Here is a 14,763-nt window from a genome sequence, read left to right on the forward strand (position 1 = left end):
GATGAAAAAAGTTCTTATTGTTTCTCCACATTTTCCTCCTATAAATGCAGCAGATATGCATCGCGTTCGTCAAAGCTTGCCCTATTTTGAGCAATTTGGTTGGGAGCCAACGGTACTTTGTGTTGATCCTAACTATGTAGAAATGGCTAGGGATGAACTGCTTTTAGAGTCGCTTCCAGAAGCTGTTAAAGTTCATATGGTTAAAGCTTTTTCTACGACCTATACACGTAAATTGGGATTAGGTAATTTAGGATTGAGAGCATTTTTACAGTTATTTAAAGCGGGTAATACACTTTTAAAAGCAGATGCTTACGATCTCGTCTATTTTAGTACAACCATGTTTGCATCTATGCCATTAGGACGTTTATGGAAAAAGAAGTTTAAAGTGCCTTTCACCATTGACATGCAAGATCCATGGCGTAACGACTATTACTTGACAGTGCCTAAAGAAGAGCAACCACCAAAATTCTGGTTTGCATATAACTTAGATAAATATCTCGAGCGTTTCACAATGCCTAAAGTTGATGGGTTAATTGCAGTATCTAATGGGTATATTGAGATGCTTAAATCACGATATCCTAAAATAAAGAATATCCCAGCAAAAACACTAACGTTTGGAGCAGCTGTTAAGGATTTTGAATTTATTAATTCGAGAACTATTAGGCCTTCGGTTGTATTAGATCAAAATAAGACAAACTTCATTTATATTGGTCGTGGTGGTCATGATATGGCAAAAAGTTTGAGTGTTATTTTTGAGGCATTTAAAAATGGTTTAGAGAAATATGAGAATTTTAAACGGTTTAAGTTTTGGTTTATTGGGACAAGTTATGCGCCAGATGGACAAGGTGAGCAAACCATAAAACCTATTGCAACGCAGTTTGGTGTTGGAAACTATGTTGAAGAAATAACAGATAGAAAACCGTATTTTGAAGTGTTGACGCTTTTAAAGTCTGCAGATGTCATTGTAATACCAGGATCTGAAGATGCCAATTATACAGCATCAAAATTATATCCTAATCTGTTGGCAAAAAAACCTTTATTATGTGTGTTTCACTCTAATAGTAGTGTGGTACGTATTGTTAAAGATTTAAATGCAGGAGAAGTTGTATTGTTTGATCAAAAATTAGCAGTGGATGAGTGTTTAGAACATATGGAGAAGATTGTAGACCAATTGCCTAATGCACCAGAGACGAACTGGGAGAAATTTCAACCTTTTACTGCGGAATCAATGACTAAAGTGCAATGTGATTTTTTTAATGAAGTATTAAAATCGTATCAGGCATCATGAAAAAACTAGCTATTGTCTCTACACATCCAATTCAATATAACGCACCATGGTTTAAGCTTTTGGCGCAAAGACAAAATATTGATATTAAGGTGTTCTATACGTGGTCTCAAGCAGCAACTACAGTAGAAGATAAAACATTTGGTAAACAAATTGAATGGGATATTCCATTACTTGAAGGTTACAACTATGAATTTGTGGAGAATACCGCAAAGAAACCTGGTGTTCATCATTTTTTAGGGATTAATTGTCCAGAATTAGTAAACAGTATAAAGGCTTATAAGCCTGATACTGTTTTAGTATTTGGATGGAATTTTAAAAGTCATCTTAAAACATTGCGATATTTTAAAGGTAAAATTCCTGTATGGTTTAGAGGCGATTCTACTTTGCTTGATGAGGTTCCAGGTGTAAAGACGAAACTAAGACGTTTAGTATTATCTTGGATTTACAAGCACGTCGATACAGCATTATTCGTCGGTGATGCAAATAAAGCTTATTTTTTAAAACATGGTTTGAAAGAAGAACAATTAGCTTATGTGCCTCATGCTATAGATAATGAGCGCTTTAATGATAATGAATCAAATCAATACGAACAAAAAGCAGCGCAGTGGAGAACAGATTTAGGGTTTTTTAATAAAGATATAGTTGTTTTATTTGCTGGGAAATTTGAGTCAAAAAAGCAACCTGAATTTTTAATGAATGCCATCATTGAAGCCAATAAGAATAGTAAGAAATCCTTGAAATTAGTAATGGTGGGTGACGGACCTTTGGTAAAAGAGCTTAAGCAACAAGCTAGCACTTATGATTTCATTACCTTTGTTCCCTTTCAAAATCAAACAAAAATGCCAATCGTATATCGTTTAGGGAATGTATTTTGTTTACCATCTAAAGGTCCAGGAGAAACTTGGGGTTTAGCAGTCAATGAAGCATCATCATGCACTAGACCTGTTATCGTTAGTGATAAGGTAGGGTGCGCTGAAGATATTTTAAATAAGGGTAAAAACGGTTGGGTATTTAGGCATGATAATGAAAACGAACTTATAAAAATATTAGAATCACTAACTCAAGAGCGCTTACAAATTGCAGGTAGAAATGCGGAGCAATCTATAAAGAGCTGGAGCTTTGAAGCTATAGTCTCTAATATTGAATCACAATTAACCGATGGCAAATAAGAAAATTTTAGCACTTTTTGGTAACGTTGCCTTTTATGGGCAAGAACGTGCCAATCTTCAAGTATTTGAACTATTGAAGGATTCTGGATACGATTTACTTTTAGCGGTTAATGACCTTGGTTTTCAATGGCACTTGCAGCCAGAAGTAGAGGCTAGAGGTTTAAATTATAAAAAAATACGCTTTTCATGGAATTTAAAAAAGACCTTTAAGTTCAAGGTGCTAAAATCTTATCTTCTTAATATTCCAAAGTCTAATTATCAATTATATAAAGCAATTAAATCGTATCAGCCAGATTATATACACGTATGTAACGATACTCATGTTATGACTTTGCTACCAGTATTGTTACGCAATAAAACAAAATTAATTTATAGACTTGGAGATAAACCGTCTGGACATTTGTCTAAACTACATAGTTATTTATGGAAACGCTTCATTATCCCCAGAGTTGATGCCTTTGTGTGCATCTCAAAATTTGTAGCTAGCGAGTTAATTAAATTAGGGTGTCCTGAAGATAAGATTACAATTATTTATAATTTTCCTCCAAAACGAGTCATTGAAAATGTAGATGAGCATTTACCAACACGTGATTCGTCAGTTATCACTTTTACATTTATAGGGCAATTATCTAAAGATAAAGGGATAGACCTTTTACTCAATGCTTTTATTAAGTATGTAGAACAGTATCCAAACTGCAGATTGTTAATAGCAGGAAGTGTAAAGCAAAATCCAGATTTTACAAGAGTACTTATGGATCAAGTATCAAAAGAAAATTTAGAAGATAAAGTGTTGTTTCTTGATCAAATTAAACAAATAGATAAACTTTTCAGTATTACAGATGTTAATGTGATACCATCAGTATATGAAGAGCCACTGTCTAATGTCATTGTTGAGGCTAAGGCTAATTCAAAAACATCAATTGTATTTGCATCAGGTGGTTTACCAGAATTGGTGAGTCATAAAACCAATGGCTATATTATATCTGAAAAAACAGTAGATTCATTGATTAAAGCAATGGCATACTATTGCGATAATCAAACGCTTATCAAAGAGCATGGAAAATCTGCTTTTGAGAGTATTGAAGAATTGGAGATCTCATATTCTAGGTTTAAACATAAATGGATGAAGGTTTATGAATGAGACTTTAATACATCCATATTCAGGATCTAGTAGTTTTTTTAAACGATTGACACCATACATAGTTCTATTAGGAATTACGTTGATCATTTTTTCATTTCTTGGAGCTAGAGATTTTATAGCAGTCCCGTCTATTATTGTGTTATTTTTTATTTGTAAATGGTTTGCAACAGATAATTATCCACCAGTATTGATGATAGCATTTGCTTATCAATGGCTTCAGGTTAGTATTAAACCTATTTATGCAACTTTTACAATGCAAAGCCTTAAGGATGTAGCTGAGTTTCCAGATCATATCATTAAGTCTTATTTACTCTCGTGTTTAGCACTGTTGGCTTTGGGTTTTGGTGTGTATACCATGTTAAAGGAAATTAAAATTTATCCTAATAGAATACTACACTATTTATTGAGTTTAGATACAAAAAAAACACTAATTACTTACCTCTTATTTTCAGTGTTTGCTACAGTTTTATATGGTCTTCGATTTAAAATACCTGGCCTTTTTCAAGGTATTGTCGCACTGGGTTATATTAAGTGGACACTCTTTTTCTTCATGTTCTATTCGGCATTAAAACAAAATCAATACCGGTCGTTACTATACATTATTATTTTATTTGAATTTATCTCGGGTTTCGCCTCCTATTTTGCAGATTTTAAAACCATAGTTTTTATGGTACTCATATCCTATTTAGCATTATATCAAATAAGACATAAACAGTTTTTCGGTTTAATAATTGCGTTTGTGATTTTTGGATATATAGGTGTTATTTGGACGAGTGTGAAATTTGATTATCGGGAGTTTATAAGTGAGGACGCAGGTCAACAAGTTGTGACTGTAAGTGATGGTGAAGCTTTGAGTTACTTGGTTGATAATGTAGGTAATATTTCAGATGAACAATTAGCTTTGGGTTTTAGAGCGATGATTGATCGTATATCATATATTGATTATTTCTCATCTTGTATGGCTTATGTACCAAATGTTTTACCACATGAAGATGGGAAATTAACGAAAGATGCTATTATGCATGTTCTAGTGCCTCGTTTATTTAATCCTAATAAAGCAGCGATTGATGATTCACAGCATTTAACTAAATATACAGGTGTGTTTTACGCAGATGCTTCAATGGGTGTGTCTTTTGCTCTAGGTTATGTTGCTGACTTTTATATCGATTTTGGTCCGTTTTGGATGTTAGTTGCGCTTTTTTTCTTTGGGCTATTTATTGGATATATCATTAGATCTATTTATAGAACATCTTTAAATTCTTTTTGGGGAATGGCTATTATGCTTCCTTTATTTATACTCCTCTATAAATATGAAAATGCCCTCATTAAATTTTTTGGAAACCTGATTGTATTTTGGATTGTAGCGACCTTATTTAATAAGTATGTGTGCTCTAAAATTGATAGCTATTTAAAACGACAAGTATGAGAGTAACCTATTTTTTTAGAAAACCATACCAAGACTATTTTAGTATAGAAAATGTATTCAAGATAGTGCAACAAGCATTGCCTAAGGAGATTGTGGTTAATAATTACCATCTAAAATTTTATAGCACTGGAGTGATAACGAGGTTGAAAAGTTGTTTTGAAGTCTTAAGACATCAAGGTGATATCAATCACATTACAGGCGATATTCATTATGTTAGCTATTTTTTACCTAAAAAGCGTACGGTATTAACCATACATGATTTAGCTCCATTAGAAAATAGTACAGGATTAAAACATGCAATTTTGAAATTTTTTTGGTACCAATTGCCAATAAAATCTGTAGCCTATGTTACTGTGATTTCTAATTATACTAAAAAGGCGTTGTTAGATATTATTGATGTAAATCCAGATAAAATTAAAGTTATTCACAACCCTTTTGCTGCACAGTTAACATTTCAGCCTAAAAAAGAAATGCCAGAAGTGCCCGTTTTATTGCAAATAGGAACAGCTTATAACAAAAATTTAGAAGGTTTAATTCAAGCTATTGGAGATTTAACTGTAGAGCTCGTAATTATTGGTAAATTGTCAATAGAACAAATTACATTGTTAGAATCTGCTTCCTTAAATTATAGTAATGCACATGATTTAGAGTATGATGAGGTGGTGGCTTATTATGAAAAAGCAGACCTTGTGTGTTTTGCATCGTTTTATGAAGGTTTTGGATTACCTATTTTAGAAGCTCAGGCTATTGGTCGTCCAGTGATTACGTCAAATAGATGTGCAATGCCAGAAGTTGCAGGTGATAGCGCTATTTTAATTGATCCGTTAGATATTCAGGCGTATCGCAATGCTATAAAATCTGTATTGTCAAACTCTGAAGAGCGCAAAGCGCTAGTAGATAAAGGGATTATAAATACACAACGATTTACAGCATCTCAGATTGCTGAGCAATATGTAGAACTTTATAAATCTCTTGATAATCATGTCTAAACGTAAAACTGTTTTAGCTTTTATAGATTGGTACAGACCTGGTTACAAAGCAGGAGGAACAATTACTGCATTTGGTAATTTTGTAGACTATTTAGAAGACGATATAGACTTTAAAATTGTAACTAGAAATATTGATTATGCAGATCATCAACCCTATGCTTCTATTCCTCCTGGCAAATGGGTTAAGAGTAGTAATAGTTCTTGTTATTACATGTCTCAATCTGAGGTGTCAATTAAAAATATTAAGAATATAATTGCCAATACAGATTATGATTTTTTATATGTAAATGGTATGTTTTCTCCGTTTTTTTCCATTTTACCTGTTTTATTTTCAAAAGGAAAAAATACGATTGTGAATCCGCATGGCATGTTATCAACCCAAGCCTTTAGCGTTAAGCCATTAAAAAAGAAAATGTTTCTATCTGTTTTTAATGCGTTGAAAATTTATAAGAATACGACATTTCATGCTGCAAATGAAGAAGAAGCTGTTATGATAAGTGATAGGGTAAAAAGGAGTAAGGCTGTTAAAATAGCAAATCAATTTCCTAGAAAATTAAAAAACATATCAATTAAAAATAGTAGTAAAAACAATCCTATACGTCTAATTAATGTAGCAAGAATTTCTATTGAAAAAGGCACATTGATTATGATAGAGGCACTAAGTGTTTTTAAAACAGAAGTTGTTTTAGATATTTTTGGGCCTGTTTATGATCATGAGTATTGGGAAAAATGTCAAATAGCAATCCAACACTTGCCTAATCATATTACAGTTAATTATAAAGGGGTAGTAGAAAGCGAACTTGTATTGGATACTTTAAAGGCATACGATTTTTTTATATTACTTTCGGAAGGAGAAAACTTTGGGCATTCTATTTTAGAAGCGCTTTCTGTGGGTTGTCCTGTTATCATTTCTGATAAAACACCATGGACAAACTTAAAATCTAAAGGAATTGGTTGGGATTTAAATGTAAAGGACATTAATAGAATTTCAGATGTGTTTTCTGAAATTTCTAACATGAGTCAAGAAGATTATAATCACATGGTAAATCAATCATTTTCCTTTGCACAGCGTTTTTCCGAAGATCAAGAGCTACTCAATCAAAACAAAAACTTATTTTTGATAACTCATTAACAAACTAATTGAAAACAGATTTATCTACATATAACAACAATTGGTATCAACCAGGTTCTCGATTTAAACGACTAACATGGTACTATGTTAACGAACTTTTTTTTAAAAGTAGCCTGTTTCCAATATCAGGACTAAAGGTTTCATTACTGCGCTTATTTGGAGCAAAAATAGGAACAGGTGTCATCATAAAACCAAATGTAAATATTAAATATCCTTGGAAATTATCAATTGATGATTATTGTTGGATTGGAGAATCAGTATGGATAGATAATTTAGACAACGTCACGATTGGGTCAAACGTCTGTTTGTCGCAAGGTGCTTTTTTACTCTGCGGAAATCATAATTATAAATTAAAATCCTTCGATTTAATCGTTAAACCAATCGTATTAAAACAAGGTGCTTGGATAGGTGCAAAAAGTATTGTTGGACCAGGAGTAACAGTTTATGATCATGCAATTTTAGCTGTAGGCTCCACAACAAGTATAGATTTAGAAGCTTATGGTATTTATAGAGGTAATCCTGCCATAAAAGTAAAACAACGAGAGATTAATTGATTATGAAAATTTCTATAATTACTGCGACTTATAATAGCGAGAAAACGCTTGAGGTTTGCATGTCATCTGTTATTAATCAAGCTTATGACAATATTGAATATATTATTATCGACGGAAACTCTAAAGACAAGACTAAATCTATCATTAAAGCAGCTGCAGATAAATATGAGTATATCAAATGGGTCTCAGAACCTGATAAAGGGATTTATGATGCATTAAATAAAGGTGTTGAATTAGCAACAGGAGATGTAGTAGGTTTTGTGCATTCTGATGACTATCTAGCCAATGACTCTATCATTGCTGATATTGTAACAAGTTTTAAAACACAAAATGTAGAAGGTGTCTATGGTGATTTACATTATGTGTCTTTTGAAAATCCCAATATTATTGTTAGAAACTGGATTAGCCAACCTTTTAAAGCAAAATTATTGAGTAGAGGTTGGATGCCTGCACACCCAACATTATTTTTAAAACGTCAAGTTTATTTAGATAAAGGGCTATTTGACTTAAATTACAAAATAGCTGCAGACTATGATTTCATTTTAAGAGTTTTCAAAACAGAGCTTTATAATTTTTATTATCTTCCAAAAACCATAACCAAAATGAGAGTTGGAGGAGCAAGTAATAGAAGTTTGAAAAGTATCATTCAAAAAACTAAAGAAGATTATAAAGCTTCAAAAACAAATGGACTCAACTTTCCTTTAAAAGTTGTCTTGAGTAAAAATTTATCTAAAATTCCTCAATGGTTTAAAAAGTAGACCTTTTTCAAACTTAACCTTATTTTAATAGTTGAATCTTATAGTTTTTAAAGACTCAATAGTAACTTTGTTTAATGAGTAGATTAGAGGACTTTGTAGGGTTTTTAACCGATTTTTTATAAATAATCAGACTTTCAAACTATATTTGTGCGGTTATAAAGAAACAATAAAACTATTTTATTGCTTTTAAACTATTGAAATGATAAAAGAATTACTTGAAAATTTTAATCCTATAGACCACTTAGAACTATGGTTACTAGGAGCTGCATTTATAGCAATGTTAGTTTCAATGAGTACATTTCCAGCGATTTTTAATATTTCTGAAGCAAAACATCTTATGGATGAACCTGGTGAGAGAAGTATCCATTCAAAAAAAACGCCAACACTTGGAGGTGTTGGTCTTTATATTAGTTTAGTGGTTGTTATCACATTAATTGGAGGCCTCTTAGATACAAAAATATTGATGCTTATTTTAGGGAGTTTAACGATACTTTTTTTCTTAGGTCTTAAAGATGATTTGCTTATTCTCTCTCCAAGAAAAAAATTATTTGGACAGGTGCTTGCAGCAATGGTTTTGATTGTTTTTACAGATACGAGAATATTGGGGCTTTCTGGTTTACTTGGTGTCACTATAATGCCTTACTGGATTTCTGTTGGTTTTACCTTGTTTGTATATATTTTAATTATTAACGCCTACAACCTTATTGATGGTGTTGATGGATTGGCAGGATCTTTAGCACTTATAGCCTCTGGAGCATTTGCTTTTATAGCTGTTAAGATAAAAGATATTACCATGGCAACCACAGCTGTGGCAACAATAGGAGCATTAATCCCTTTTTTAAGATTAAACTTATCAAAAAACAAAAAAATCTTTATGGGTGATACAGGCTCTATGCTTGTTGGGTTTTTAGTGGCTTTTTACTCTGTTAGGTTCATTGGTTCTACACAAAGTAATCCAACATCAATGTTTTTTAATTCTGCTCCAGTAATGGTATTGTCTATTGTGTTTTTTCCTTTGTTAGATACCTTTAGGATTTTTATTATTAGACTTTTTATTTTGAAAAAAAGCCCGTTTTCAGCAGATAAAAATCATCTTCATCATCGGTTTTTAGAATTAGGTTTTTCTCACATGCAAACAACTTGCTATATTGTTATTTTAAATATAATCTTGATCACTTTCACTTATACGATTAGGTATATGGACATTCATTTTCAGTTTGCTTTATTAATAATTGTAGGTGTCATATTATACTCTTCACTATTTGTCTACAATTGGCTGGTAGTTAATAAATGGCTACCTAAGTTTCTTAGACTCTAAATAGTACCTTTTTTTTAATTTGGTATTAACTTTTGTCAATCTTTTAATTGCGATTATATTTGCACGTGTTTTAATGCAAAAGTAAATGAGAAAAATTCTAATTATAGGTGTGCTTTTTTTAATATTGAGCTCATGTGCTACTAAGAAAGAAATATTATATCTTCAAGATTCCGCTGATTATGATAATACAGCGTTAACGTATTCAATCCCGAAAATTCAACCCAATGATATTTTAAAAATTGAAGTGGGTGCATTGATTGAGGAGTCTGCATTACCATACAATAAATCTAATGGAAGCATTGGAGGACAGAGTATTGAGCTCATGCAGTTAGAAGGCTATATAGTCTCACAAAATCATACAATAAACTACCCAGTGTTAGGTCTTGTTTCTACAGAGAATATGACTATTAATGAATTAGAAGAGCGTATTAAAAAAATGCTTGTAGATGGAGGTCATCTTAAAGCGCCAACAGTTAATATTAGATTGGTTAACGCTAAAGTAACTATTCTAGGAGAAGTTAATAGTCCAGGCGTTTATAATTTTACGGAACAGAATATAAGTTTATTACAGGCCTTGGGTTATGCCTCAGATTTAACTATTAATGGAAAACGAGAAGATATAAAACTCATAAGAGAATCAGACGGTAATCGAACTATAACCCATATTGATTTAACTTCGGCAGAGTTTTTGAACAGTGAGTTTAATCAAATAAGACCGAATGATATTATTATTGTAGACCCTAATGGGCCTAAAGTAAAAAGTGCAGGTTTTGTAGGTAATACAGCTACATTTATCTCTGTAATATCAATCCTCCTAACAACTGTTGTTTTAATAACAAGATAAATGGCTAATCAAGAATATAATATTTCACCACCCAGAAAAAGTGATCAAGGTGAAACCATAAAATTAGAAATCAGAAAGTATTTTAGATACTGGTATTGGTTTGCGCTCGGTATAGTACTGGCATTTATAGGTGCTAATCTATATTTGAGATATACACCAAAAATATATAGCACTTCTGCGAAAATTAAGATATTAAATAAAACTAAAGGTCTGGAGTTACCATCTTCAGCATTTATTTTTAATAGATCTAACATTAATTTAGAAAATGAAATTGAAATTCTAAAATCTTATCGAATCATTGAAGATGTTGCTAAGAAGTTAGATTTAACAATGGAATACTATGAGGAAGGAAATGTTTTAACAACAGAGATAGATAAATTCCCCTTTGAGGTTACTAAAACAATTAGTAATGACAGTATTAATTCTTATAAGCAGTACAGGATAGTAATTAAAGATAATTCATTTGAAATCAGCGAAGGAAATCTTGAAATATCAACAAAAATCCCAAACTTTAACTCATATAATGTAGAGCATAATTTACCATTTGAGGTGAAAGTAAATGATAAAGGGGCAATGAAGCGTTTAAAAGGGAAAACCTATATATTGAATTTTATTCCTGTTTCTAGTGCAACAAAAAAATTAAAAGGATCGGTTGGCGTAAGTATGCTAGGTAAAGGTAGTGATTTACTCAGTTTAAATCATACAAGTCAAAGTAGATATAGATCAGAGAAAACGCTCAATGCGCTCATTGAGGTGTTTAATGAAGATGGAATTACAGATAGACAACAAATTTCTAAGCGTACCATAGATTTTATTGATGAGCGGTTTAAATTCTTGGCAGAAGAGTTAGATTCTATTGAAGTAGGTATTAAAGATTTTAAAAAATCTAATAATATTATCAATATAGAATCTGATGCAGAATTAGGATTGTCACAGAGAACAATGTCTGAGGATCAGGTGTTTGAAATTGAAAATCAATTGGTGATATCAGATCTAATGAAAAAAACGTTAGTTTCGGAAAGCTCAAATACAGAGTTGCTTCCTGCTAATATTGGTTTAAGCGATGCAAACATTAACGTGTTGATTAATCAACATAATGATTTAGTTTCAGAAAGAGATAAATTAATTACAAGTGCTGGGGAGAATAATCCAACAGTGAAAATATTAGACTCAAAGCTTCAAAACGTACAATCTAATATTAAAGCATCATTATCTGCCTACAATACCCAACTTAAGGCTACTAAGTCACAAATGGTAGGTCGCAATCAAAAGTATGCATACCAGGTTGCTAGTTTACCACTAAAAGAAAAGTTATTACGCTCTAGAGAGCGTCAACAAGCCATAAAACAAAGTTTATACCTCTTTTTGTTACAAAAACGAGAAGAAGCAGCCATTAATTTAGCGATTACAGAACCATCTATAAAAGTTGTAGAATATGCTTTATCTGGAGGAGGACCAATTTCACCTAACTCCAGAAGTATATATATGATGGCTTTGCTTGGTGGATTATTCTTACCATTTGGAGCTATCTATACTAAAAACCTTTTAGATACTAAAATTAAAGGAAAGGATGATGTCACTTCTAGGGTTGGAAATATCCCGATTCTTGCAGAGCTCCCAAAAATTAAGAAAGACAAAAATCTAGTTTTTGATAATCCTACAGATCGTTCTGTTCAATCAGAAGCATTTAGAATATTGAGTGCAAATGTCAATTATATAATACCTACAGGTGACAATGATTTAGGTAAAGTTATTTATTGCACATCTACCATAAAAGGAGAAGGAAAGACTTACGTAGGTATTAATTTATCTTTAGCTTTATCAAGTATCAATAAAAAAGTACTTTTAGTAGGAGCAGATTTAAGAAACCCACAGATACATACGTATATTTCACAAGATAAAAACCGTCCAGGCTTATCTAATTATCTGCATGATGAATCAATTGATTGGAAAAACCTAATTATCAAAGGTTTTGAAAGGCATGTGAATCATGAGATATTATTGTCTGGTGATATTCCGCCAAATCCAACTCAATTACTTACAAATGGTAGATTTGAAAAATTACTCGATGAAGCTAAACATCTTTATGATTATATCATTATTGATACTGCACCAACTATTTTAGTGACAGATACATTATTAATCTCTAAATATGCAGATGCTACAATTTACTTAGTAAGAGCAGAACATACCGAGAAAAACCTATTAGACTTCTCTAAAAGCTTATCAGACTCTGGTAAGATTAAGAATATGGCTTACGTTATAAATGGAGTAGGAGCAAGTAGATCGTACGGTTATTCATACAACTACGGTTATGGATATGGTTATGGAAGTAGTGAAGACTAATTAACTATTAGCTAATGCTTTTAAACGTTTAATAGTTTCAGTTTGGTTATCATTTTTAAAAACATGGCTACCAGCTACAAATACATCTGCACCAGCTTCTACTAGTTGTTTGATGTTTTTGTCTGTAACTCCACCATCTATTTCTATTTTAGTGTCTAAACCTTGTGCGTTAATCATAGCTCGTAACTTTTTGACACGTTTGTAGGTGATGTCCTCAAATTTTTGTCCGCCAAAACCAGGATTGATAGACATTAAAAGAACCATATAACATTCTGGTAAAATATCCTCAAGTACACACAAAGGTGTTGTTAAATTAAGAACGATACCTGCTTTACACCCAGCATCTTTAATTTGTCTTAAGGTTCTATGTAGGTGTACCGTAGATTCATAATGAACTGTAATGATATTGGCACCAACTTTTGCAAATTCTTCAATATAACGCTCAGGTTTTTCTATCATTAAATGCACATCAAATGGTTTTGTTGCATATTTCTTCATTGCTGCAATAACAGGGAATCCATAAGAAATATTAGGAACAAAATGTCCATCCATAACATCAATATGAAACCAATCTGCTTCACTGTTATTTACCATTTCTACATCACGTTGGAGGTTGCCAAAATCGGCAGCTAGCATTGAAGGTGCAATTAATTTCTGAGCCATTATGTTATGTTGATTTATTTCTGTCAAAGGTAATTAAAAAATCAAGTTTCTTCAAGTGTAAATCATTAGATAAAAACATGTGGCCAGCCAATTTCCGAAGAGAGAAGTTAGAAAGGGGTATAAATGAGTGAACCCAGAGTAATCAGCTCTGGGTTCTTTCATCAATCAAAAAACGAACAGTTATGTTTTGTAACTGTTGTTGTCGTAATTTAGTCGTAATTTATTAAAAAAAATTACTAACCTAAATATGTTTTTAATATTTTACTTCGTGATGTATGTTTTAGTCTACGAATGGCTTTTTCTTTAATCTGTCTTACTCGCTCACGAGTTAATTCGAACGTTTCTCCAATTTCTTCTAGAGTCATCGGATGTTGATTTCCAAGACCAAAATATAATCTAATCACATCTGCTTCACGAGGCGTTAGCGTTTCTAGTGCACGTTCAATTTCTGTACGTAAAGATTCATGTAATAAATCTCTATCAGGATTTGGAGACTCACCACTACGCAATACATCGTAAAGGTTAGAATCTTCTCCTTGAACCAAAGGTGCATCCATAGAGACATGACGTCCAGAATTTTTAATAGACTCCTTAACATCGTTAATAGTCATGTCTAATTCTTTAGCAATCTCCTCTGCACTTGGCGGACGCTCATGACTTTGCTCTAAAAAAGCAAACGTCTTATTAATTTTATTAATAGATCCAATCTTATTTAATGGTAAACGTACAATACGCGATTGTTCAGCTAATGCTTGAAGAATCGATTGACGAATCCACCATACAGCATAAGATATGAATTTAAATCCACGAGTTTCATCAAAACGTTGCGCAGCTTTAATTAAACCTAAATTACCTTCATTAATTAAATCTGGTAATGTCAAGCCTTGATTTTGGTACTGTTTAGCAACAGAAACTACGAAACGTAAATTTGCTTTAGTTAATTTCTCTAATGCTAATTGATCTCCTGCTTTGATTCGTTGAGCTAATTCAACTTCTTCATCTGCGGTAATTAAATCAACCTTTCCAATTTCTTGTAAATATTTATCTAAAGACGCGGTTTCTCTATTAGTAACCTGCTTTGTAATCTTAAGTTGTCTCATTTAATTATATGCTTTTAATTTGGGTAAATGTAATT

The 14,763-nt window shown here is 32.1% G+C and carries 13 protein-coding genes; 11 read left to right on the forward strand and 2 right to left on the reverse strand.

Annotated features, from left to right (window positions below; all coding sequences use genetic code 11):
* Position 1: 1 nt before the first annotated feature.
* From IM744_RS14485 to IM744_RS14535, 11 genes are all read left to right on the forward strand, one after another.
* Complete coding sequence (locus IM744_RS14485; RefSeq protein ID WP_194508874.1) at positions 2 to 1,288, forward strand: glycosyltransferase family protein; 1,287 nt, start codon at positions 2 to 4, stop codon at positions 1,286 to 1,288.
* Positions 1,285 to 2,457 carry a glycosyltransferase family 4 protein gene (locus tag IM744_RS14490; protein WP_194508875.1) on the forward strand — a complete coding sequence of 391 codons (1,173 nt, stop codon included), beginning with the start codon at positions 1,285 to 1,287 and terminating at the stop codon, positions 2,455 to 2,457. Before IM744_RS14485 ends, IM744_RS14490 begins: the two co-directional genes overlap by 4 nt.
* Complete coding sequence (locus tag IM744_RS14495) at positions 2,447 to 3,598, forward strand: glycosyltransferase family 4 protein (RefSeq protein ID WP_194508876.1); 1,152 nt, start codon at positions 2,447 to 2,449, stop codon at positions 3,596 to 3,598. The genes IM744_RS14490 and IM744_RS14495 overlap by 11 nt, the downstream gene beginning before the upstream one ends.
* Positions 3,591 to 5,024 carry a hypothetical protein gene (locus IM744_RS14500; RefSeq protein ID WP_194508877.1) on the forward strand — a complete coding sequence of 478 codons (1,434 nt, stop codon included), beginning with the start codon at positions 3,591 to 3,593 and terminating at the stop codon, positions 5,022 to 5,024. The genes IM744_RS14495 and IM744_RS14500 overlap by 8 nt, the downstream gene beginning before the upstream one ends.
* The gene (locus tag IM744_RS14505) at positions 5,021 to 6,013 is read left to right on the forward strand and encodes a glycosyltransferase family 4 protein (protein WP_194508878.1); all 993 of its coding nucleotides are present in this window, start codon (positions 5,021 to 5,023) and stop codon (positions 6,011 to 6,013) included. The genes IM744_RS14500 and IM744_RS14505 overlap by 4 nt, the downstream gene beginning before the upstream one ends.
* Entirely contained in the window at positions 6,006 to 7,145 is a 1,140-nt protein-coding gene (locus IM744_RS14510) for a glycosyltransferase (protein ID WP_194508879.1), read from the forward strand. Before IM744_RS14505 ends, IM744_RS14510 begins: the two co-directional genes overlap by 8 nt.
* An 8-nt stretch (positions 7,146 to 7,153) precedes the next feature.
* On the forward strand, positions 7,154 to 7,699 hold the full coding sequence (locus IM744_RS14515; protein ID WP_194508880.1) for a WcaF family extracellular polysaccharide biosynthesis acetyltransferase: 546 nt from the start codon (positions 7,154 to 7,156) through the stop codon (positions 7,697 to 7,699).
* Between the two features lie 2 nt (positions 7,700 to 7,701).
* The gene (locus tag IM744_RS14520) at positions 7,702 to 8,457 is read left to right on the forward strand and encodes a glycosyltransferase family 2 protein (RefSeq protein ID WP_194508881.1); all 756 of its coding nucleotides are present in this window, start codon (positions 7,702 to 7,704) and stop codon (positions 8,455 to 8,457) included.
* A gap of 199 nt (positions 8,458 to 8,656) precedes the next feature.
* Entirely contained in the window at positions 8,657 to 9,775 is a 1,119-nt protein-coding gene (locus IM744_RS14525; RefSeq protein ID WP_194508882.1) for an MraY family glycosyltransferase, read from the forward strand.
* A gap of 85 nt (positions 9,776 to 9,860) precedes the next feature.
* Positions 9,861 to 10,619: a polysaccharide biosynthesis/export family protein gene (locus IM744_RS14530; protein ID WP_194508883.1), complete on the forward strand. Its 759-nt coding sequence runs from the start codon at positions 9,861 to 9,863 to the stop codon at positions 10,617 to 10,619.
* Entirely contained in the window at positions 10,620 to 12,965 is a 2,346-nt protein-coding gene (locus IM744_RS14535) for a GumC family protein (protein WP_194508884.1), read from the forward strand.
* Here the strand turns inward: IM744_RS14535 and rpe are convergent, their stop codons facing one another.
* A complete protein-coding gene (gene rpe, locus IM744_RS14540) occupies positions 12,966 to 13,628 on the reverse strand; it encodes a ribulose-phosphate 3-epimerase (protein WP_194508885.1) in 663 nt (220 codons plus the stop codon).
* Positions 13,629 to 13,864: 236 nt separating this feature from the next.
* Complete coding sequence (locus IM744_RS14545) at positions 13,865 to 14,728, reverse strand: sigma-70 family RNA polymerase sigma factor (protein WP_194508886.1); 864 nt, start codon at positions 14,726 to 14,728, stop codon at positions 13,865 to 13,867.
* Positions 14,729 to 14,763 lie beyond the last annotated feature (35 nt).

Source organism: Psychroserpens luteus (genome assembly GCF_015319355.1).
GTDB lineage: Bacteria > Bacteroidota > Bacteroidia > Flavobacteriales > Flavobacteriaceae > Psychroserpens > Psychroserpens luteus.

Bases quoted from the DNA above. Each gene is read 5' to 3' on its own strand.
- IM744_RS14485 (WP_194508874.1), top strand. From the start codon at position 2: ATGAAAAAAGTTCTTATTGTTTCTCCACATTTTCCTCCTATAAATGCA.
- IM744_RS14490 (WP_194508875.1), top strand. From the start codon at position 1,285: ATGAAAAAACTAGCTATTGTCTCTACACATCCAATTCAATATAACGCA.
- IM744_RS14495 (WP_194508876.1), top strand. From the start codon at position 2,447: ATGGCAAATAAGAAAATTTTAGCACTTTTTGGTAACGTTGCCTTTTAT.
- IM744_RS14500 (WP_194508877.1), top strand. From the start codon at position 3,591: ATGAATGAGACTTTAATACATCCATATTCAGGATCTAGTAGTTTTTTT.
- IM744_RS14505 (WP_194508878.1), top strand. From the start codon at position 5,021: ATGAGAGTAACCTATTTTTTTAGAAAACCATACCAAGACTATTTTAGT.
- IM744_RS14510 (WP_194508879.1), top strand. From the start codon at position 6,006: ATGTCTAAACGTAAAACTGTTTTAGCTTTTATAGATTGGTACAGACCT.
- IM744_RS14520 (WP_194508881.1), top strand. From the start codon at position 7,702: ATGAAAATTTCTATAATTACTGCGACTTATAATAGCGAGAAAACGCTT.
- IM744_RS14525 (WP_194508882.1), top strand. From the start codon at position 8,657: ATGATAAAAGAATTACTTGAAAATTTTAATCCTATAGACCACTTAGAA.
- IM744_RS14530 (WP_194508883.1), top strand. From the start codon at position 9,861: ATGAGAAAAATTCTAATTATAGGTGTGCTTTTTTTAATATTGAGCTCA.
- IM744_RS14535 (WP_194508884.1), top strand. From the start codon at position 10,620: ATGGCTAATCAAGAATATAATATTTCACCACCCAGAAAAAGTGATCAA.
- rpe (WP_194508885.1), bottom strand. From the start codon at position 13,628: ATGGCTCAGAAATTAATTGCACCTTCAATGCTAGCTGCCGATTTTGGC.
- IM744_RS14545 (WP_194508886.1), bottom strand. From the start codon at position 14,728: ATGAGACAACTTAAGATTACAAAGCAGGTTACTAATAGAGAAACCGCG.